General features: G+C 61.1%; 19 protein-coding genes. 10 read left to right on the top strand and 9 right to left on the bottom strand.

Annotated elements, in window-relative coordinates:
* The 5 genes from BLR69_RS28430 (at window position 1) to BLR69_RS28410 (ending at window position 3,319) form a co-directional block, all read left to right on the top strand.
* Window positions 1-702, top strand: a complete 702-nt coding sequence (locus BLR69_RS28430) for an ABC transporter ATP-binding protein (RefSeq protein ID WP_017844798.1) — start codon at window positions 1-3, stop codon at window positions 700-702.
* 163 nt (window positions 703-865) lie between these two features.
* Window positions 866-1,162 carry a BufA1 family periplasmic bufferin-type metallophore gene (locus BLR69_RS28425; protein WP_071496883.1) on the top strand — a complete coding sequence of 99 codons (297 nt, stop codon included), beginning with the start codon at window positions 866-868 and terminating at the stop codon, window positions 1,160-1,162.
* Window positions 1,163-1,185: 23 nt separating this feature from the next.
* Entirely contained in the window at window positions 1,186-2,064 is an 879-nt protein-coding gene (bufB, locus tag BLR69_RS28420) for an MNIO family bufferin maturase (protein WP_071496884.1), read from the top strand.
* Complete coding sequence (locus BLR69_RS28415) at window positions 2,061-2,837, top strand: HvfC/BufC N-terminal domain-containing protein (RefSeq protein WP_071496885.1); 777 nt, start codon at window positions 2,061-2,063, stop codon at window positions 2,835-2,837. Before bufB ends, BLR69_RS28415 begins: the two co-directional genes overlap by 4 nt.
* Window positions 2,834-3,319 carry a DoxX family protein gene (locus BLR69_RS28410; RefSeq protein ID WP_071496886.1) on the top strand — a complete coding sequence of 162 codons (486 nt, stop codon included), beginning with the start codon at window positions 2,834-2,836 and terminating at the stop codon, window positions 3,317-3,319. The genes BLR69_RS28415 and BLR69_RS28410 overlap by 4 nt, the downstream gene beginning before the upstream one ends.
* On the opposite strand, the gene BLR69_RS28405 is transcribed toward BLR69_RS28410, so the two are convergent.
* Window positions 3,316-4,224: a LysR family transcriptional regulator gene (locus BLR69_RS28405; RefSeq protein ID WP_071496887.1), complete on the bottom strand. Its 909-nt coding sequence runs from the start codon at window positions 4,222-4,224 to the stop codon at window positions 3,316-3,318. The genes BLR69_RS28410 and BLR69_RS28405 overlap by 4 nt on opposite strands.
* Before the next feature lie 217 nt (window positions 4,225-4,441).
* On the opposite strand from BLR69_RS28405, the gene BLR69_RS28400 reads away from it, so the two are divergent.
* Complete coding sequence (locus tag BLR69_RS28400; RefSeq protein ID WP_071496888.1) at window positions 4,442-5,041, top strand: short chain dehydrogenase; 600 nt, start codon at window positions 4,442-4,444, stop codon at window positions 5,039-5,041.
* Here BLR69_RS28400 and BLR69_RS28395 read toward each other — a convergent pair.
* Window positions 5,026-5,406 carry a hypothetical protein gene (locus BLR69_RS28395; protein ID WP_134434971.1) on the bottom strand — a complete coding sequence of 127 codons (381 nt, stop codon included), beginning with the start codon at window positions 5,404-5,406 and terminating at the stop codon, window positions 5,026-5,028. The two genes, BLR69_RS28400 and BLR69_RS28395, sit on opposite strands and share 16 nt — an antisense overlap.
* Before the next feature lie 181 nt (window positions 5,407-5,587).
* On the opposite strand from BLR69_RS28395, the gene BLR69_RS28390 reads away from it, so the two are divergent.
* Both BLR69_RS28390 and BLR69_RS28385 read left to right on the top strand, forming a co-directional pair.
* The gene (locus BLR69_RS28390) at window positions 5,588-6,259 is read left to right on the top strand and encodes a COG3650 family protein (RefSeq protein WP_071496889.1); all 672 of its coding nucleotides are present in this window, start codon (window positions 5,588-5,590) and stop codon (window positions 6,257-6,259) included.
* Window positions 6,260-6,365: 106 nt separating this feature from the next.
* Entirely contained in the window at window positions 6,366-7,979 is a 1,614-nt protein-coding gene (locus BLR69_RS28385; protein ID WP_071496890.1) for an NAD(P)/FAD-dependent oxidoreductase, read from the top strand.
* Between the two features lie 66 nt (window positions 7,980-8,045).
* Here BLR69_RS28385 and BLR69_RS28380 read toward each other — a convergent pair whose 3' ends face one another.
* Window positions 8,046-9,140 (bottom strand): PLP-dependent cysteine synthase family protein, encoded by a 1,095-nt coding sequence (locus BLR69_RS28380; protein ID WP_071496891.1) that lies wholly within the window; start codon window positions 9,138-9,140, stop codon window positions 8,046-8,048.
* A 216-nt stretch (window positions 9,141-9,356) separates the two neighbouring features.
* Between BLR69_RS28380 and nhaA the strand changes: the two genes are divergently transcribed.
* Entirely contained in the window at window positions 9,357-10,532 is a 1,176-nt protein-coding gene (gene nhaA / locus BLR69_RS28375) for a Na+/H+ antiporter NhaA (RefSeq protein WP_058425241.1), read from the top strand.
* Window positions 10,533-10,961: 429 nt separating this feature from the next.
* Here the strand turns inward: nhaA and BLR69_RS28370 are convergent, their stop codons facing one another.
* Window positions 10,962-11,426 carry an outer membrane lipoprotein gene (locus BLR69_RS28370; protein WP_003189251.1) on the bottom strand — a complete coding sequence of 155 codons (465 nt, stop codon included), beginning with the start codon at window positions 11,424-11,426 and terminating at the stop codon, window positions 10,962-10,964.
* A gap of 157 nt (window positions 11,427-11,583) precedes the next feature.
* On the opposite strand from BLR69_RS28370, the gene BLR69_RS28365 reads away from it, so the two are divergent.
* Window positions 11,584-11,844: a hypothetical protein gene (locus BLR69_RS28365; protein WP_071496892.1), complete on the top strand. Its 261-nt coding sequence runs from the start codon at window positions 11,584-11,586 to the stop codon at window positions 11,842-11,844.
* A 36-nt stretch (window positions 11,845-11,880) separates the two neighbouring features.
* Here the strand turns inward: BLR69_RS28365 and pdxH are convergent, their stop codons facing one another.
* From pdxH to dinG, 5 genes are all read right to left on the bottom strand, one after another.
* On the bottom strand, window positions 11,881-12,528 hold the full coding sequence (gene pdxH, locus BLR69_RS28360) for a pyridoxamine 5'-phosphate oxidase (protein ID WP_071496893.1): 648 nt from the start codon (window positions 12,526-12,528) through the stop codon (window positions 11,881-11,883).
* A 27-nt stretch (window positions 12,529-12,555) separates the two neighbouring features.
* Complete coding sequence (locus BLR69_RS28355) at window positions 12,556-13,710, bottom strand: OmpA family protein (protein WP_076955214.1); 1,155 nt, start codon at window positions 13,708-13,710, stop codon at window positions 12,556-12,558.
* A 142-nt stretch (window positions 13,711-13,852) separates the two neighbouring features.
* Complete coding sequence (locus BLR69_RS28350) at window positions 13,853-14,998, bottom strand: serine hydrolase domain-containing protein (RefSeq protein ID WP_071496982.1); 1,146 nt, start codon at window positions 14,996-14,998, stop codon at window positions 13,853-13,855.
* Between the two features lie 82 nt (window positions 14,999-15,080).
* Entirely contained in the window at window positions 15,081-17,378 is a 2,298-nt protein-coding gene (locus BLR69_RS28345) for a beta-galactosidase (protein ID WP_071496895.1), read from the bottom strand.
* Between the two features lie 89 nt (window positions 17,379-17,467).
* The gene (gene dinG / locus BLR69_RS28340) at window positions 17,468-19,612 is read right to left on the bottom strand and encodes an ATP-dependent DNA helicase DinG (RefSeq protein ID WP_028619241.1); all 2,145 of its coding nucleotides are present in this window, start codon (window positions 19,610-19,612) and stop codon (window positions 17,468-17,470) included.
* Window positions 19,613-19,654: the final 42 nt, after the last annotated feature.

Here is a 19,654-nt window from a genome sequence, read left to right as displayed (position 1 = left end):
ATGCTGCAATTCGAAAACGTTTCCACTTTCTACGGCAAGATCCAGGCCCTGCACAGCGTCAACGTGGAAGTGCGCCAAGGTGAAATCGTCACGCTGATCGGCGCCAACGGTGCCGGCAAATCAACCCTGCTGATGACCTTGTGCGGGTCGCCCCAGGCCCACAGCGGCAGCATCCGCTACATGGGTGAAGAGCTGGTGGGGCAGCAGTCGTCTCATATCATGCGCAAGAGCATTGCGGTTGTGCCGGAAGGCCGCCGCGTGTTCTCGCGCCTGACGGTCGAAGAAAACCTCGCCATGGGCGGTTTCTTCACCGACAAAGGCGACTACCAGGAGCAGATGGACAAGGTGCTGCACCTGTTCCCTCGGCTCAAGGAACGCTTCAGCCAGCGCGGCGGCACCATGTCCGGCGGCGAGCAGCAAATGCTCGCCATCGGCCGGGCGCTGATGAGCAAGCCCAAGCTGTTGCTGCTGGACGAACCTTCCCTGGGCCTCGCGCCGATCATCATCCAGCAGATCTTCGATATCATCGAACAGCTGCGCAAGGACGGTGTGACGGTGTTCCTGGTGGAGCAGAACGCCAACCAGGCCTTGAAGATTGCTGACCGCGCCTATGTGCTGGAAAACGGCCGGGTGGTGATGCAGGGCACGGGCGAGCAGTTGCTGACCGATCCGAAGGTGCGCGAGGCGTACCTCGGCGGCTAGGCGAACCGGCTCTGAAATGTGGGAGGGGCTTGCCCCTCCCACATTTGTTTCGCGTCGCCTGAAATTATTTTTGATCGACTTGTAACGGATTCCACCCTGCCGTCTCTAGTGGTACAAGCAGGCACTCAAGCCCGCCAACTCAACCCACTGCTGGAGATACACCATGACTACCAAACTGTCTGCCGCTACCCTCGTCCTGGCCCTCGGTTCTGCCCTGAGCCTGTCCGCCCTGACCACCACCGCCCACGCTGCCGACGACATGCAGAAATGCTTCGGCGTCGCTGAAGCTGGCAAGAACGATTGCGCCGCGGGCGCCGGCACTTCCTGCGCCGGTACCTCGAAAGTCAAAGACCAGGCCAACGCCTGGAAGCTGGTCCCTGCCGGCACCTGCCTCAAAACCCCAAGCTCCACCTCGCCGACCGGTTTCGGCCAGGAAACGGCCTTCACCGCAAAATCCTGATCCCTCGCAAAACCTGAGTACCGATGATGACTCTTTCATCCCTGCAAGCCGTCTCCCAGGCTCAGGCGCCCGGCCTTCCCGGTCGGGCCGGACTGGGTCTCAAGCATGAGCACTTCATTGAAGTACTTGAGACCTCACCCGATATCGGTTTTTTTGAAGTGCACGCCGAAAACTACATGGTGGCCGGCGGCCCTTTTCATCATTACCTGGGGTTGATCCGCGCGCAGTACCCACTGTCCTTGCACGGTGTAGGCTTGTCCATCGGTGGCGAAGCCCCGCCGGACCGTGAGCACCTGGCACGGTTGGCGGCACTGATCGAGCGCTACCAACCTCACTCCTTTTCCGAACACCTGGCCTGGTCCAGCCACGGCCCGGTGTTCCTTAACGACCTGCTGCCCCTGGCCTACGACCACGCCACCCTGCAACGGGTATGCGAACACGTCGACCAGGTGCAAAACACACTCAGGCGGCCGATGCTGCTGGAAAACCCGTCGACCTACCTGCAGTTCCAGCGCTCCACCCTGGACGAAGCCGACTTCATCAGCGAAATCATCCGCCGTACCGGCTGTGGCTTGCTGCTGGATGTGAATAACGTGTACGTGTCATGCATCAATCATCAACGTGATCCACAGTCCTACATCGATGCGTTGCCGTTGCACGCGGTGGGAGAGCTTCATCTGGCCGGGTTTGCCGAAGACACCGACAGCCTTGGCGACCGCTTGCTGATCGATGACCACGGCGCCCCTGTCGATAACGCCGTGTGGCAACTCTACGAGTCGGTACTGGCGCGCATCGGTCCAGTGGCGACGCTGATCGAGCGGGATAACCAGTTGCCCGCGTTCAGCGTGCTGCAAGCCGAGGCCCGACAAGCCGAATGGCATCTTTCACAGGTGACCCCATGAGCCGGCATGATGCTTTTACCGCCGCCTTGTTGGCACCTGAACTGCCTTGCCCCGACGGCCTGTTCAGTAGTAATGGCGCCGAGCCGGCCAGCCGCTTCGCGGTGTACCGCAACAATGTGCACAGCTCACTGGTCAACGCATTGGCTGCGGCTTATCCGGTGACGTTGCAACTGGTGGGTGATACGTTTTTCCGCGCGATGGCCGGCCTTTATGCACAGGCGCACCCGCCCACCAGCCCATTGATGAGCGAGTACGGTAGCGCGTTCGCCTGCTTCATCGAGGGGTTCGAACCGGCAGCCAGCGTACCTTATCTTGCCGACATGGCCCGGCTGGAGCGTTTGCGGGTACAGGCCTACCACGCGGCAGACAGCCAACCCCTGGATCAACAGACCGTACTGCAAGCACTGCAAGGTCAGACGGACCTCAGTGGACTGCGCGTGCAATGGCACCCCTCCCTGGCCACGCTGGACTCAGCCTATGCCGTCGTAGCGCTGTGGGCGGCACACCAGACCGAGGGGGGCCTGGAAAACCTGGATCCCTGGCAGCCACAGAGTGCCCTGGTGTTGCGCCAGGGTCTGGAGGTCAAGGTATTCGCCGTCAACCCTGATGCTGTCGCGTTGATCAACAGCCTGGCCCGGGGCGCGACCTTGGAAAACGCCGTGGAGCACGCGCTTGAGGCGTGCGCCGAGTTTGACCTGCACCAATGCCTGGCGCTGCTGATCAGCCACAACGCCATTACTCATCTGCATCCAGAACAAAAGGTATCGCCATGAACACTCGCCCTTCGGGCCTGATCAATCAGGTCATCGCGCTTTTCGAGCAAATTCCCTACAGCCTGATCGCCTTTCTCGCGCGCTTTTCGATTGCCGCGGTGTTCTGGAAGTCCGGGCAAACCAAAGTCGAAGGCTTTGCCATAGACCTGATCAACGGCACCTTCCAGTTCGGTGAACCGCGCCTGGCCGCCTCGACACTGCCGCTGTTTCGCAGCGAATACCATGTGCCGTTGCTATCGCCGGAAGTCGCAGCGCACTTGGCTGCGTTTGCCGAGCACTTTTTCCCGGTGCTGATCCTTGTCGGGTTCGCCACGCGCTTCTCGGCCCTGGCCCTGGTCGGCATGACCCTGACCATTCAATTGTTTGTCTACCCGGACGCCTACCCAACCCATGGCACCTGGCTCGCGTTATTGCTGTTGCTGGTCGCCAAGGGCCCGGGTCGCTTGTCGATCGATCACCTGATCGCTCGCCGCTACCGTTAAAGGCGGTCCAGGGCTTCGCCGCTGCGCTTGAACCACTCCACCAGGTAGTCGGCCAACACCTGGGTGCGACGCGGCAAGCCGCCCTGATACGGATGCACCAGGTACATCGGCATGCTGCGCGTCTGATAATCGCGCAGGAGCCAACGCAGTCGGCCATCTGCCAATTCCGCTGGCAGCACGTAGGACGGCAACCGTGCAATACCCGCCCCCACCAGCGCGGCTTTTTTGAGCAGGTTGTAGTGGTTGGAGGCAAACGTGCCGCTGACTCGTACCCGCAGTAACTCGTGCTGTTGGTGGTACAACCACTCTTCACGGCCGCTGTAGTGGCTGTTGAGCAGGCAAGCATGGCTGGCCAGGTCGGCCGGCGTCGCCGGTTCGCCGTGTTGCTCAAGATAAGCCGGGCTGGCGCAGGTCATCTCACGCCAGGCCAGCAACGGCTTGACCACCAGGCGCTCGTTCTCAATGGAGCCTGAGCGCACCCCCAGATCGAACCCATCTCGCGCCAGGTCCCGATAGTTGTTATTGAGCTCCAGCTCGATCTGCACCTGCGGATATTGCTTGGAAAACTCCAGCAGCAGCCCATCAAAAAAGGTTTCCCCCAAGGACACTGGCACCGTCATACGCACCGGCCCGGCAAGGTCGTCCTTGAGCCGGGCCAATGCCTGACGGGCGCGATCCACCTGTACCACCAGGGCCTGGGCCTGGGGCAACAAGGCCGCACCGGCTGCGGTCAGGCTGAGCTTGCGCGTGGTGCGGTGCAGCAACACTACAGAGAACCGCGCTTCCATCTGGCTGATACGTTTGGACAATTGCCCTTTGCTACAGCCCAGTTGCTCGGCGGCGACGGTAAAACTGCCGGCTTCGATCAGCACGGCGAAGGCCGCCAAGTCGTCCGTCTCGCTCATGGATTGTTTCCGAAAGAAAACCAAAGGTTGCCTATTAGTGCGTTTATCAAGCAAAAAAGCCAGCCTAAACTTGATGACACCCCCCTACTGTAGGAGCGAGCTTGCTCGCGAAAATCGTCACCGATAGCGCGGCCAACCTGGTACACGGCGGTGCTCGTTGGTTTCTCGCGGGCAAGCCCGCTCCTACAGGTCATGACAAACCCGGAGGAACAGCACCATGAAAATCCTATTGATTGGCGCCAGCGGCACCGTCGGCTCGGCGGTCAAGGCGGAACTGGCTCAGCGTCACGAGGTGATCAGCATTGGCCGCAGCAGCGGTGACTTCCAGGTGGATATCAGCGACAGCGCGTCGATCCGCAAGCTGTTCGAGCAGACCGGCAAGTTCGATGCCCTGGTCTGTGCGGCGGGCAGCGTAAACTTCGTGGCATTGGGCGAAATGAGCGAGAGCGATTTCGAGTTGGGCTTGCGTGACAAGCTGATGGGCCAGGTCAATCTGCTGCTGATCGGCCGTGAGTACGCCAACGATGGTGCTTCGTTCACCTTCACCAGCGGCATCCTCAACCGCGACCCGATCCGCACCGGCGCCTCGGCCGCACTGGTCAATGGTGCATTGGATGCGTTCGTCAAAGCCGCTGCCATCGAGCTGCCACGGGGCCTGCGCGTCAACGCCGTCAGCCCGACAGTTCTGGTGGAGGCCATGGGCAGCTACGCGCCGTATTTCCGTGGTTTCAAACCCGCGGCAGGTGCTGACGTGGCGTTGGCCTACGCGAAGAGTGTCGAGGGTTTGCAGACCGGGCAGACCTACATCGTCGGTTGAGCAGCAACTGTCTCAGATGAGAACTGAGACATCCACTCAACCACCAGCGCACGCGGGGCTAAAAACCTGAACGCCCCGCCCACTTGGCTGTGAACCCTGGACGTAGTCAACTGATACCCGTCTACAGAAAGTGTTACGTACTTTTGATAGGCCAGCAACGTGATGGATTTTGTCCTTGCTGTCGCCTCTGGGCCCAGTGACACATTCACTTCAACATAAGCTGGCGCAGAATTCGCAGCCCCCTTGAGTGACACCGAAATTTCCGTGAAGTCAGTGGCTGAAGAGTAGGAGAGCTGGGCAGGCTCGTCTGAAAAGGCTGCATTTGCCCAGAGCATAAGAACGCAGATAGACCATTTGGTGTTCATTGCTGCTCCCAATCAAAAGAGCTCGACACTCTCACATCGCTTCAAGTCCACGTGTAGGAAACGTCCAATCGGCAGTGCTACTTTTCCCATGCGTTCCGGGCCGACGGTTCAAACCATGTCACGGGCTTGTGATGCAGCTCCGGCCTGCGTAACGTGGCGGCACTTGCCTGGAGACCCGATAATGCGTGCCGCCCATACCCTGTTCCTGTTTGCCCTGCTTCCGCTGTTTGCTGCCTGCCAGATGTTCGAGAGTGATCCTGCCAAGCCGTCGCTCGCCGGGCTGACCCGCATGCAGGGTGAACTCACCGCTGTCGGCGGCAAACTGCTGTTCCAGCCGTGCAACGACAAGCGCAACTACGTGGTCAACGACACCGGTGGCACCAGCATCCTGCAGGAAGCGGCCTCCCTGGCCGGCCAGCAAGGCGCGTTGTTTGCCGACCTGCGCGGCAAGTTCTCCGGGGTTGCCAGCGGTACCCAGGGCAGCGTCGACCTGCAACAACTCTACCGCGTCGAGCGCTCGACCTCGGCCTGCGGCGACCCGGACTTCAAGCGCATGATCCTGCGCGCCAACGGCCACAAGCCGACCTGGGTGATGAACGTCACCGCCAAGGGCCTGGTGCTGGATCGTGAAGGCCAGCCGCCACTGGCGGTGCCTTATGTGGAAGAGCAAATCGGTGACGGCCGCTTCAACCTGATGACCGAGGCCAACAATCAGCACGTGGAATTGTGGGTAGCGCCGCAGCGTTGTGTCGACCCGGTCAGTGGCAGTTTGCAGCACATGACCGCCGAGTTGCGCGTCAATGGCCAGGTACAGCGCGGTTGCGCATCGTTCGGCGGCTCGCGCGACGACTGACGCGACGCCATGCTGTTTTAACATGACGGGAAACGGTCATTGGGGCTTATAATCGCCGGTTTGCAAAACAGCCGGCCTCTCTGCCCGCCGCCTACCGGATCCCGTCATGTTACGAATCACCGAACTCAAGCTGCCCATCGACCATCCCGAAGAAGACCTGCGGCCTGCCATCGTGCAGCGCCTGGGCATCGCCAGTGATGACCTGCTCGATTTCACCCTGTTCAAACGCAGCTACGATGCGCGCAAGAAGTCCTCGGAGCTGTGCTTCATCTACACCATCGACTTGAACGTAAAGGGCGAAGCCGCCCTGCTGCTCAAGTTTGCCGATGACCGCAACGTCAACCCGGCACCGGATGTCAGCTATAAAGTCGTGGGCCAGGCGCCGCAAGGCCTGACCGAACGCCCGATCGTCGTCGGCTTCGGCCCGTGCGGGATCTTCGCCGGGCTGTTGCTGGCCCAGATGGGCTTCAAGCCGATCATCCTCGAGCGCGGCAAGGAAGTGCGCCAGCGCACCAAGGACACTTGGGGCCTGTGGCGCAAAAGCGTGCTCAACCCCGAGTCCAACGTGCAGTTCGGTGAAGGCGGAGCCGGGACTTTTTCCGACGGCAAGCTGTACAGCCAGATCAAGGACCCGAAATTCCACGGTCGCAAAGTGCTGCACGAGTTCGTCAAGGCCGGTGCGCCGGAAGAAATCCTCTACGTCAGCAAACCGCATATCGGTACGTTCCGCCTGACCGGCGTAGTGGAGAACATGCGCGAGCAGATCATCGCCCTTGGCGGTGAGGTGCGCTTCGAGCAACGAGTGACCGATGTGTTGATCGAAGACGGCCAGTTGAACGGTGTCGTCATCGATGGCGGCGAGCAGATCCTCTCCAAACACGTGATCCTGGCCCTGGGGCACAGCGCCCGCGATACGTTCCGCATGCTCCATTCCCGTGGCGTGTACATGGAGGCCAAGCCATTCTCGGTAGGGTTCCGTATCGAACACCCGCAGTCGCTGATCGACGCCGCGCGCCTGGGCAAATACGCCGGCCACCCGAAACTCGGTGCCGCCGACTACAAGCTGGTACACCACGCCAAGAACGGCCGCTCGGTCTACAGCTTCTGCATGTGCCCAGGCGGCACCGTGGTAGCGGCGACTTCCGAGCCGAACCGCGTGGTCACCAACGGCATGAGCCAGTACTCGCGCAACGAACGCAATGCCAACTCCGGCATCGTCGTCGGCATCACGCCTGAAGTCGACTATCCAGGTGGCCCGCTGGCAGGTATCGAGTTACAGGAACGCCTGGAGTCTCACGCCTACATTCTCGGCGGCAGCAACTACGAGGCCCCCGCGCAACTGGTGGGTGATTTCATCGCCGGCAAGCCATCCACCGCGATTGGTAGCGTAGAGCCGTCCTACAAGCCTGGCGTGTCGTTGGGTGACTTGGCCCTGGCCTTGCCTGACTTCGCCATCGAAGCGATCCGTGAAGCGTTGCCGGCGTTCGAGAAGCAGATCAAGGGCTACTCGTTGCACGACGCGGTGTTGACGGGTATCGAGACGCGCACCTCTTCGCCCCTGCGGATTACCCGTAACGAATCGATGCAGAGCTTGAACGTGAAAGGCCTGTTCCCGGCTGGTGAGGGCGCTGGTTACGCCGGTGGGATTCTGTCGGCGGGCGTGGATGGGATTCGAATTGCCGAGGCGTTGGCGCGGGATATGTTGGGCCTGGAAGCCTGACGCATTGCCCTGCCGGCTATGGCGTCTTCAAGATCGCCATCGCCGGCAAGCCGGGCTCCTACAAGGTTAGATATTTGCCCGCAGGATGCTGTCCGGCAATGGCTCGCCCCGCTCGACACTGTCCGCAACAGCCGTAATCAAACCGTCCAACGCATAACCCTGCCCCGCCAGCCAGGCCTGGTCGTAATAGGTTGTGGCATACCGCTCCCCCCCGTCGCACAAGATCGCCACGATCGAGCCGGACTCCCCTGCCGCTTTCATCTGTTGCGCCGCGACCAGTGCGCCAATCAGATTGGTCCCGCTGGAACCTCCAACCCGTCGTCCCAGCCGCTCGGCCAGGTAATGCATGGCCGCCAGTGACAGGGCATCCGGCACCTTGACCATCGCATCGATCACCTTGGGCAAAAACGACGCCTCGACCCGTGGTCGGCCAATGCCTTCAATCCGCGAACCACAGTCCAGGCGCAAGCTGGCATCACCACTCTGGTAGAAATCAAAGAATACCGAACGCTCGGCATCGGCACACAACACGCGGGTGCAATGCTGGCGATAACGCACATAACGACCGAGGGTGGCAGTGGTGCCACCGGTGCCGGGGCTGGAGATCAACCAGCTCGGTTCCGGATGCTGTTCGAAGCGCATCTGCTGGAAGATCGACTCGGCGATGTTGTTGTTCGCCCGCCAGTCAGTGGCGCGTTCGGCGTAGGTGAACTGGTCCATGAAATGACCACCGCTTTCTCGCGCCAGGCGCTCGGATTCAGCGTAGATCTGCGTGGGATCCTGTACCAGATGACTCTTGCCACCGTAAAACGCTATCTGTGCGATTTTTTCCTGGGAGGTGGTGGCCGGCATCACCGCAATAAACGGCAAACCCAGCAGACGAGCAAAATAAGCCTCGGAAATCGCCGTCGAACCGCTGGACGCTTCGATCACCGGCGCGCCAGGTTTGAGCCAGCCATTACACAGTGCGTACAGGAACAACGAGCGGGCCAGCCGATGCTTCAGGCTGCCGGTGGGATGGCTGGACTCATCCTTGAAGTACAACTCGATGCCCGGCAACCCTGGTAACGGCAAGGGAATCAGGTGCGTGTCGGCGCTGCGCTGGAAGTCTGCTTCAATGATACGAATGGCTTCGCGGGCCCAGGGACGGTGGTCGCTCATGGAGAGTTTCTCTGAAGGTGTCAGCCCTGATTTTAGGGGGGTTCCTACAGACCACACAGATACAGTACCGACGCAATCGGACACACAATTGCTAGGCTTAGCCGCAACATCACCCCAGCCAGCCTCTTATAACAAATAAGAATATAACTTTTGTTTTAACAACTAACGGTACGGGTTAGGGTACCCACCTATTGAACCTGGATTGGAGAGCATCCCTTGCCTCTGCGTAGCACTTTCACTCGTTTCTTCCAGCTGGAAGCCGCCAGCGGTCTGTTGTTGATCGCGGCTGCCGCCTTGGCGCTGATCATCAACAATTCACCTTTGTCGCACCTGTACAGCGCGTTTCTCGACGTACCGGTGGTGGCACAGATTGGCGCGCTGAAAATCGCCAAGCCCGCGCTGCTGTGGATCAACGATGGCCTGATGGCCCTGTTCTTCCTGCTGATCGGCCTGGAGGTCAAGCGCGAGTTGCTCGACGGCCACCTGTCCAAGCCCTCGCAAGTAGTGCTGCCCGGCGCTGCCGCCATCGGCGGCATGGTGGTGCCGGCGCTTATCTACTGGGCGATCAACAAGGACTACCCTGCCGCGCTTTCCGGCTGGGCGATTCCCATGGCCACCGACATTGCCTTCGCCCTCGGCGTACTGGCCTTGCTAGGCAAGCGCGTGCCGGTGTCGCTGAAACTGTTCCTGATGACCCTGGCGATCATTGACGACCTCGGTGCGATCATCGTGATTGCCGTGTTCTATTCCGCCGATTTGTCCGGTGCAGCCCTGGCGGGTGCGGGCGCCTGCCTGATTGCGTTGATCGCGATGAACCGCTTGGGCGTGATCAAGCTCGGGCCGTACCTGATCGTCGGGCTGATCCTGTGGGTGTGCGTCCTCAAGAGCGGTGTGCACGCGACGCTGGCCGGTGTGACTTTGGCGTTCTGCATCCCGATGCGCACCAAAAACGCCGAGCCCTCGCCGTTGCTCACGCTGGAACATGCCCTGCACCCCTGGGTGGCCTACGGCATCCTGCCGTTGTTCGCCTTCGCCAACGCTGGCGTGTCCCTGACCGGCGTGAGCCTGGAAAGCTTCACCCACCACGTGCCCATGGGTATCGCCGCGGGCCTGCTGATCGGCAAGACCATCGGTGTGTTCGGCCTTACCTGGCTAGCCATCAAGACCGGCCTGGCCGCCCTGCCCAGCGGTGCGAACTGGGGCCAGGTGTTTGGCGTGGCGATCCTGTGTGGTATCGGCTTTACCATGAGCCTGTTTGTTGGCTCGCTGGCATTTGTGCCGGGGGCCAGTGAATTTGCCGGGGAAGACCGGATGGGGATTTTGACCGGGTCGATTCTGGCGGCGTGTATCGGGTATGCGGTGACGGCGATGGCGAGTCGTAAAAAGGCCTGAAACACCTGACGAAGCACAATCATTGTGGCGAGGGAGCTTGCTCCCGTTGGGTCGCGAAGCGGCCCTTCTCAGGTGATCACGATATTGCATCAGGCGCTAGGCAAGTACTTTGGGGCTGCTACGCAGCCCAAAGGGAGCAAGCTCCCTCGCCACAGGCAAACTTAGACATACTCGGCCCTCCTAACGTTGAGCCGTACCTCCAGCACACTTACCGGAACATGTGAGCCTTCGGATGCAGGTCGATGCATCCTTGAGGTTGCAACCCCAGCCACTAACTGGGCAGGCAATAAAAAACCGCCCTATCGAGGCGGTTTTTTATTGCCTGCCATTTATGCACTTTCAAGTAGCCGCTGCAGGAGTTTCCCACCCATAAAACCAAAAACCCCAACCAGTCACCCGGTTGGGGTTTTGTATTTCTACAACCGACGTTTAGCGAGTAACGCGGCTGGTACCGTCAACGGTCATGATGCGTACGCGGTCGCCGATGCGGAAGATTTCATTCTCCTGCACAGCCTGCACGTAGGCACGCATGCTGCCGTCGTCTTCGCGAACGGTGATTTCCACACCCTGGGTGCGGGTCAGGCCTTCTTCGGTGGCCGAGCCCAGCAGGCCGCCGGCGACGGCGCCGATCACGGCGGTCACGATGCTGCCACGGCCGCCGCCGATGGCACTGCCGCCAACACCGCCGATGACTGCACCGGCAGCGCCGCCGATTGGGGTCTTGGTGCCTTCGATTTTCACCGGACGCAGGGATTCGATGGTACCCATGCGCACGGTCTGGACACGACGCGCCTCGTCACGGGAGTACGAGTCGCCGGTCAGACTCGAGGCGCAGCCACCCAGCAGCAAAGACAGGGTGGTAAAGCAGGCAACCAGTAAAACAGACTTACGCATAGCATCAACTCCAAAGGACAGGTGGTCATTAAACGCTGCAGCTTGACGCCTGTCACGGCAAGCACCGCAGAAAATTGCTTTCATTCAGCCTTAGTACAGACTGCCCACACCAGAAAAACAGACGAACGGTAGCGCTGTTCTCTCAACCGGGATCTTCATGGATTACTTCATCATTGTAGTCACAACCCTTGCTGGACTGTATTTCCATGGCTGGTTGTACCTGCGCATCAGACATTGGATAGGCCGTGACCTGGCCCTGTCGCTGGCGGGTAATGACCTGCACAAGCGCACCTTCATGCTGCAGCAGCTGGAAAAGGCTCGCAGCTTGAAAATCAAACGGTCCGACTTGCCTCACTGGCTGAAGACTGCGGCGCAGCAGTACACACCCGAAGCCTCTGTTCAAAAGACTTCGGGGTGATGGGCAACATTCAAGCGAAGTGACGAAAGGTGCAGCTCAGGGTGCCAGGCGTTCGCGGGTCCAGTCGACCCCTTGCAGGCGATAGTTCAGGCGGTCATGCAAGCGGCTGGCACGGCCCTGCCAGAACTCGATGCGCTCGGGTAACAGGCGATAGCCACCCCAGTGCTCCGGGCAGTCAGGCTGGGTATCGCTGAAACGCTGCTCGGTAGCCTTGAGCAGGTCCTGCAGCTCTTCCCGGTCACGGATGACTTGGCTTTGCGGAGACGCCCATGCGCCCAGGCGGCTGCCCAAGGGACGAACCTGGTAATAAGCATCCGACTCTTCAGGCGTGACCTTCACCACCCGACCCTCAATGCGCACTTGGCGCTCCAGGGTCGGCCAGAAAAACGTCATGGCTGCAAACGGCCGCGCCGCAAGCTGTTGGCCCTTGGCGCTCTGATAATTGGTGAAGAAGGTAAAGCCCTGCGCATCCAGGCCCTTGAGCAACAGGATGCGGCAGTGCGGGCGACCGTCCTGGTCGACGGTGGCCAAGGTCATGGCATTGGCTTCCACCGGTGGCTGCTCGGTTTTCACCGCGTCGGCAAACCACTGGTGGAACAAGGCAAACGGCTCGCTCGGGGCCTGGGCCTCGCTCAAGCCATCCCGTGTGTAGTCACGGCGCATATCGGCCAGTGCCTGGGTCATGCGGCTTTATCCTTCTGGTTCAGCGGATCAGTTTTTCGCCTGGTCGTTTGCCGGTGCAGCGGCCTTGGCTTTGGCGGGTGCCGCTTTTTTCGCCGCTGGCTTGGCCGGGGCTTTCTTGGCCGCTGGCTTGGCAGCCGCTTTCTTGGCGGTCGAAGCCTTCTTGGCCGGGGCCTTGGCGGCTGGAGCCGGGGCTGGAACGTCCTGCACTGCCACCATTTCGGCTACAGGCGGGGTTTTACCCGACTGATATTTGCTCAGCAGCGCCAGCATGGTGGTGCGCTGGGTGAACATGATTTCCATGCGACGGTTCAGGGCACGGCCCTGGCTGCTGTCGTTGGCCGCACGTGGCATCAGGTCGCCCATGCCGCGCAGCATCAGGCGGTCCTGCTTCAAGCCACTGAGGCTGAAGATCGAGGCGATGGACTGTGCACGTTCCTTGGTCAACGCCTGGCTGGCCGGGGCGGTGCCGGTGGCATCAACGTGGCCCAGTACCAGTACTGCGGTCTTCGGATCGGCTTCAACCGCCTTGGCCACTCGGGTGAACGGGCCGAGGGTGACCGGCAGCAGCATGGCCGGGCGTTTCGGGTTGTAGGAACCATCAACCGGGGCAATCACCACAAGAACGTTGTCACGACGCTCGAGTTGCAGGTTGCTGTCCTTGATGGCCGCACGCAGACGCGGCTCATAGTCGTCCAGCCAGGCTTGGGTGATTTTCGGGTCGGGCATCGGCACGTTGGTCACGTCGACCTTGGCCAATGGCTTGGGTTTGCTTTCGAACGGCCACCACCAGTGGGTTTCGGTGTCGGTCTTGGCAACCGCTGGTGCAGGTTCTGCGGCCTTGAGGTCGGCTTTCAGGTCGGCCTTGGCATCGGCAGCCTTTTCGTCGGCGGTTTTGGAAGAGAATGGCCACCAGCTGGACCCGGTGTCAGCCTTGGCGGCTGGAGCCGGGGCTGGCGCAGCAGCCGCAGCGGCTACCGGTGCGACAGGCTTGGCGCCGGCAGCCGGCTTGGTGTCCGGTTTAGCCTCCGGCTTGGCATCGGCTTGCGTCACTGCGTCCTTGGTCGTGGCCTTATCGGATCCAAATGACCACCAATGCCCGCCCTCGGCATCATTTTGTGGAGTTTGTGCGCAACCGGTAATAGTGAGGCATAGCGCAAGAGCCAAGGACTTGTTCGATAACATGAGATATCCACAAAATGAGAAAAAACCAGGGATCTAAATGATCCGTTAAACAGACGCTTGTAGATGAATAAAGTTACGACTATTCCTACAGCGTCTTCTTATAGTTGCCTTTGTAACAAAAAAACGTGAAACAGCAAGGGGTTTACAGACAACCGGCCAATATTCTGACCAACTTCTGTGCCCGCGGGTCCATAAGTACATAAGGTCCGAGTGTATTAGTCACGAAACCGAACGCTACATCATGTTCAGGATCGGCAAACCCCACCGAACCGCCAGCGCCCGGATGCCCGAATGCACGTGGGCCAAGGCCGAAGGTGGCATTGGCCAACTGCGGCTGATCCAACATGCAGCCGAGGCCGAAACGGGTTTGTGTCAATAAAGTTTTATCCGGGCCGATGCTGTGCTCGCGGGTCAATTGTTCGAGCATGTCGGCCTCCAGCAAACTACCGTCCAACAATCCACTATAAAAACCCGCCAGGCTGCGCGCATTGCCGTGACCATTTGCCGCCGGCTGCTGCATACGACGCCATTCGGGTTTATTAGTGCTGGTCAGAATAGACGGTGGATTGGCAAATGCACGGGTGGTCATGGCGGTCGGTTCGCGCATCATTACTTGCAGTAAACGTTGCGCGGCTTCATCGCCCATATTGCCTTTGCTGCGTGCTATATGCGCCACGCGATAAAACTCTTCGTCCGCCAGGCCCACATGGAAGTCCAAGCCCAATGGCCGTGCGACCCGCGCCACGATGGACTCTCCCGGCCCGCGACCATCGGCACGCCGCAGCAATTCACCGACCAGCCAGCCGTAGGTGATCGCCTCGTAGCCATGGCCCTGGCCCGGCGTCCACCAAGGGGCTTCTGCCGCCAGGGTATCGACCATCAATTGCCAGTCGTACAGGGCTTCGGTGGGCAGCATCTCGCGGATCGCCGGCAACCCGGCCTGGTGGCACAGCAACTGGCGCAGGGTGATGGCTTCTTTCCCAGCGGCGGCGAATTCCGGCCAGTAATTGGCGACCGGCGCATCCAGTTGCAATTTGCCTTCGGCCACCAATTGCAGGGCTGTGACGGCGGTGAAGGTCTTGGTGCAGGAGAACAGGTTGACGATGGTGTCGCTGTGCCAGGCCTCGGCGCCGTCCTTGTCGGCGGTGCCGGCCCACAGGTCGACGACTGTTTCGCCGCCGATCTGGATGCAGAGCCCGGCACCACGCTCCTGCGGGTCATCAAACAACGCGGCGAACGCTTCACGTACCGCTTCGAACTGGAGTTCGTAATGACCCTGGATCTGCACCTGAGCGCCCTCGGAAAACATCGAAAAAAGTGGCCGACATTGTTCCAGCCCTGGTGGGTTTTGTGAACCCGTCAGCGCTCAATCAATGACCATTCCCTGAGTGCCCGCCTGCATGCCCGGCGCCCTGCCCCGGGCCTTTGCCTTCATGCCCGGCCCTGCCACCTTCACTTTCACGCGCGGCGCCTGCCACCTTGGCCTTTTGCGCTTCCTGGCCCAGTTGGTCGACGGCTGCCAGGTTGCTTTTGCGCACGCTGTCAACAAAACCCTGGAATGGTACGTCGGTGATGCCCACCAGGCCAAAATGACCATTCTCACCGTCCAGCAGACGCCCGGTCACCGGCTGGTCCAGGTACTGGAACCAATGCACGCCGACAATCGACGGCTCGGCCATGGCCTGCTTGAGGAAGTTGGCATACGCCGCGCCGCGATCTTCTTCCCTGGCCAACTGCGTCACGCCGCCCCAGAACGGCCCACGGTCGGCCGAGCCGAAGTTGAATTCGGTGATCAGCACCGGCTTGTCCAACTCCCGCAACGCGGCAAAGTCATAACCGTCCTGGGGTTTGAGGGTGTACATGTTGAAACTCAACACATCGCAATATTGCGCACAGGAGGCCACGGCTTCCGGCGTGCTGACCGCATAACGGCCGCCCAGCAGCAGTTGATGGGGAGCGTGCCATTTCAGCGAGTCGGAAATGGTCTTGAAGTAGGCATCGGCGAAGGTCTTCTGGAAGTATTTGAAGTCCGCCTCGATTTCCGGGTGCTCGGGATTCGGCATCGGCGGTTCGAAACCCGGGTCTTCCATCAGCTCCCAGCCCTTCAATTCGATACCCCAGGCTTTCGACAAACCTTCTTCGTTGCGGTACTTGTCGCGCAGTTGCTTGAGGAACGCGCGCTTGGCCGGCACGTCGGTGGTCATGCGCAACGTGCCGTACGCCAAGGCGTAGCGGGATTTCGGATCATCGCCGGGGCCGGCCCAGGCCAGCTCGTTGTCGGCAAAGAAGCCGATCAACCAGGGGTCATCACGGTGGTCACGGGCGGCAATCGCCACGGCGCGCTCGGTGGCCATGGCGAAACGCGGGTCGAACGGGTCGGGCATGCCGCCCCACCAGTCGGTGCCGGTGCTGATACTGGCGTAATCACCGACGATCGACAGCGGCAAGGTGTAGGGAACCCGGTCAGCGGTGGCCAGACTCTCGTCGCTCCAATTGCCGACGGTGTTGAAACCCCATGCCTGCAAGCGGTCGAGGGTGTGAGTGACCCAGCGTTTCTGGTCGAAGCCGTCACCGCCATAGGTGCGCTGCAAGTTGGCGCCGTAAAAGTCATACCAACGCCCGGCACCAAAGCCACGGCCTTCCCCCGCGCCGTTGCCGCTGCGGTTGTCGCCGCTGCCGTAGTACTTATCGAAGGGTTCGCCGCCCTTGGGCAGCGCGGCGAACATCCATTCACGGCCGGCCACGTAGGTCTGGCTGTTGTCCGGGGCCACGGTATTGACGCCCAGGGAGTAGAACGGATGCCCCTCCGGCGTCACCAGGTACCAGCGCCCATCGCGCTTCTCGGTACGGAAAAAACCGCTGGCGTCGAATGCCGGGCCTTTGTTCCAGCCGCCGTATTGGTCCAAAGCGGATTTATCCCGCGTGGCCAGCCAGCCCTGGAGCTGCTGTTGCTCCTTGGCGGCGGCGGCCTTGAGCTGTTCGTCACTGCTGACCTTTTCCGGCCACCGCGCACGGGTGGATTGACCGTAGGCATCCACCAGCTCGCTGTAGGCCGCCTTCAGCACCGGCTCGCTGTCCTGCACGCCAAAGCGCTCAAGCAGGATGCTTTGGGCGGCATTAGGCTTGAGCATCGACACGGTCACCGACACCACCTGGCTGCGGTCGATTTCACCTGCACTGCTGGCCAGCAGCACACGCTGGCCGTCCATGGTGATCGGCATCGGTGGGCCGGCCTTCATGCCCTGGCTCAGCGGCGAATTGGCCTGCAGCGGCACCAGCAAGGTCTGGGCCGGGCCGGCGGGCAGGTCGATGCGGCTGACCAGGGTCTTGCCATCCGCGCTCTGCACCTTGACGTAGAGGGTCAACGCCCAGTCCATTGCACTCTGGATACGCAGGCTCATGGCACCCGACTGAGACCAGTCCCAGGTGCCGGTCTGCGGGCTCAGCACCAGGCTTGGTTCGGCGGCCGGGTTGAACGTGATGCGGCGCAGCACTTCGCCTTCGGGGGTTTGTTCGGCGTTGTATTGCGGCAGGCTGGCGTCCTGGGTCGCCACCTTGACCACATCGGCAGGCCGGACGAAGTTGAACAGAGTCTGTTGCCCAACGGGCGCGGCCATCAGGGGCGCGGCGAACAGCAAGGCAAAAACGGCGGGCAGCGTGCGAATCATACGAACAAGGTTCTCCCAGACGGCCGATGAATGGCCTGTTGAAATACAGTGAGATAGACCACGAAGTGGGCGAAAACGCCCACAGTGGCTTAAGAAATTTCGCGCCTGAACGGCGGCAAGGCATTCAGGATAGCCTTGCCATAACGCTGGGTGACCAAACGGCGGTCGAGCAAGGTGATGGTGCCCCGGTCTTCTTCGGTACGCAGCAAGCGACCGCAGGCCTGGACCAGCTTCAAGGAAGCATCCGGCACCGAGATCTCCATGAACGGGTTACCGCCCCGCGCCTCGATCCACTCGGCCAGGGCCGCCTCGACCGGATCGTCCGGCACCGAGAACGGGATCTTGGCAATCACCACGTGTTCGCAGTAGGCACCCGGCAAGTCCACGCCTTCGGCGAAGCTGGCCAGGCCGAACAGCACGCTGGAGTCCCCGCCGTCTACACGCGCCTTGTGTTTGTTCAAGGTCTCCTGCTTGGACAGGTTGCCCTGGATAAACACCTGCTTGCGCCAGTCACGGTCGAGGCCGTCGAATACGTCCTGCATCTGTTTGCGTGACGAGAACAGCACCAGGGTACCGCGCGAGCCTTCGACCAGCTCCGGCAGGTCCCGGATGATGGCGGCGGTGTGCGCCGCTGCGTCCCGTGGGTCGGCCTTGAGGTCCGGCACCCGCAGCACGCCCGCATCGGCGTGATGGAACGGGCTTGGCACCACGGCGGTGACGGCCTTTTTCGGCAGGCCGGCGCGCATGCGGAAGCGGTCGAAGGTGCCCAGCGCGGTCAGCGTGGCGGAGGTCACCAGGCAACCGTAGGCCACATTCCACAGGTTGCGACGCAGCATTTCGGCGGCCAGGATCGGGCTGGCGTTGACCTCGATATCGAACAGCGCACCGCTTTCCGACAGGGTCAGCCAGCGCGCCATGGGCGGGTTGTCTTCCGGGTCTTCGACGGTGAAGGCGGTCCACAGCTCCCAGTTGCCCTGGGAACGGGACAACAGGCTGCCGAACAGCGGGTACCATTCCTCGGCCTGGTTACTGGCGATGCCGATGTTGACCTCGCCGTCCATGCCTTCTTTAAGCAAATCGGTAAGACGGGTGAACAGGTCGGTCAGGCGTGAAAAGCCTTTCTTCAGCTCGATGCCCATTTCGCGCATATGCTCGGGGATCAGGCCGCCGACAAAACGATGGCGGGGACGCTCACGACCCTCCACATCTTCACCCGGCTTGAAATCGGCGACCTGTTCGCAGGCACTGAACATGAACTGCTGCTGGGTCTTGATCTCGCGCGCCAGCTCCGGCACCTGCTCGATCAGCTTGCCCAGGTCGCCCGGCAGCGGGTGCTGGGCCAGCAATTTGGTGAGGTTCTTCGCGGTGGTTTCGAGCCAGTCGGCGGTGGAGCGCAGGCGCGTGTAATGGGCGAAATGGCCGATGGCCTTGTCGGGCAGGTGGTGGCCTTCGTCAAACACATAAAGGGTGTCGCGCGGGTCCGGCAACACCGCACCGCCGCCCAGGGCCAGGTCGGCCAGCACCATGTCGTGGTTGGTGACGATCACATCGACCTTGCCCATGCCTTCGCGGGCCTTGTAGAAGGCGCACTGGCCAAAGTTGGGGCAATGGCGGTTGGTGCATTGGCTGTGGTCGGTGGTCAGGCGTGCCCAGTCGGAATCTTCCAGGGCAGTGGGCCAGCTGTCGCGGTCACCGTCCCATTTATTGCCGGCCAGTTTCTCGATCATGCTGGTAAACAGCTTCTGGCTGGCCTCATCGACTTCGATCTTGAAGCCTTCTTCTTCGAACAGCTGGGCGGTGGCGGTTTGCGCGTGACCTTCCTGCAACAGCACATCGAGCTTGGACAGGCACATGTAGCGCCCACGCCCCTTGGCCAGGGCAAAGGTGAAGTTCAGGCCGCTGTTGCGCATCAGGTCGGGCAGGTCTTTGTAGACGATCTGCTCCTGCAGGGCGACGGTGGCGGTGGCGATCACCAGGCGCTTGCCAGCGGCCTTGGCGGTGGGGATCGCGGCCAGGCTGTAGGCCACGGTCTTGCCGGTACCGGTGCCGGCCTCGACGGCCACGACCGCGGGCTCACCCTCGCGGCGGCCTTCGTCGTCGGTGTCGATATCCCCGAGGACCTTGGCCACTTCGGCGATCATCAGGCGTTGGCCGTAGCGCGGTTTCAAGCTCTTGGCTTCGAGAAAACGCGAATAGGCACCCTGGATCGTGGTTTTGAGTTCAGTGCTGATCATGGATAGTCGGGCGCAAAAAACGCTGGATAAATTTTCAGTGGT

It is taken from the genome of Pseudomonas azotoformans (assembly GCF_900103345.1).
Classification (GTDB): domain Bacteria; phylum Pseudomonadota; class Gammaproteobacteria; order Pseudomonadales; family Pseudomonadaceae; genus Aquipseudomonas; species Aquipseudomonas azotoformans.
Note: the sequence above shows the minus strand (reverse complement) of the source record. Positions and strands in the feature narration are given on the sequence as shown.

Bases quoted from the DNA above. Each gene is read 5' to 3' on its own strand.
- dinG (WP_028619241.1), bottom strand. From the start codon at position 19,612: ATGATCAGCACTGAACTCAAAACCACGATCCAGGGTGCCTATTCGCGT.
- BLR69_RS28425 (WP_071496883.1), top strand. From the start codon at position 866: ATGACTACCAAACTGTCTGCCGCTACCCTCGTCCTGGCCCTCGGTTCT.
- BLR69_RS28380 (WP_071496891.1), bottom strand. From the start codon at position 9,140: ATGAGCGACCACCGTCCCTGGGCCCGCGAAGCCATTCGTATCATTGAA.
- pdxH (WP_071496893.1), bottom strand. From the start codon at position 12,528: ATGACCCAGGCACTGGCCGATATGCGCCGTGACTACACACGGGATGGC.
- BLR69_RS28395 (WP_134434971.1), bottom strand. From the start codon at position 5,406: ATGAACACCAAATGGTCTATCTGCGTTCTTATGCTCTGGGCAAATGCA.
- bufB (WP_071496884.1), top strand. From the start codon at position 1,186: ATGATGACTCTTTCATCCCTGCAAGCCGTCTCCCAGGCTCAGGCGCCC.
- BLR69_RS28355 (WP_076955214.1), bottom strand. From the start codon at position 13,710: ATGTTATCGAACAAGTCCTTGGCTCTTGCGCTATGCCTCACTATTACC.
- BLR69_RS28345 (WP_071496895.1), bottom strand. From the start codon at position 17,378: ATGATTCGCACGCTGCCCGCCGTTTTTGCCTTGCTGTTCGCCGCGCCC.
- BLR69_RS28430 (WP_017844798.1), top strand. From the start codon at position 1: ATGCTGCAATTCGAAAACGTTTCCACTTTCTACGGCAAGATCCAGGCC.
- BLR69_RS28405 (WP_071496887.1), bottom strand. From the start codon at position 4,224: ATGAGCGAGACGGACGACTTGGCGGCCTTCGCCGTGCTGATCGAAGCC.
- BLR69_RS28370 (WP_003189251.1), bottom strand. From the start codon at position 11,426: ATGCGTAAGTCTGTTTTACTGGTTGCCTGCTTTACCACCCTGTCTTTG.
- BLR69_RS28400 (WP_071496888.1), top strand. From the start codon at position 4,442: ATGAAAATCCTATTGATTGGCGCCAGCGGCACCGTCGGCTCGGCGGTC.
- BLR69_RS28390 (WP_071496889.1), top strand. From the start codon at position 5,588: ATGCGTGCCGCCCATACCCTGTTCCTGTTTGCCCTGCTTCCGCTGTTT.
- BLR69_RS28410 (WP_071496886.1), top strand. From the start codon at position 2,834: ATGAACACTCGCCCTTCGGGCCTGATCAATCAGGTCATCGCGCTTTTC.
- BLR69_RS28365 (WP_071496892.1), top strand. From the start codon at position 11,584: ATGGATTACTTCATCATTGTAGTCACAACCCTTGCTGGACTGTATTTC.
- BLR69_RS28415 (WP_071496885.1), top strand. From the start codon at position 2,061: ATGAGCCGGCATGATGCTTTTACCGCCGCCTTGTTGGCACCTGAACTG.
- BLR69_RS28385 (WP_071496890.1), top strand. From the start codon at position 6,366: ATGTTACGAATCACCGAACTCAAGCTGCCCATCGACCATCCCGAAGAA.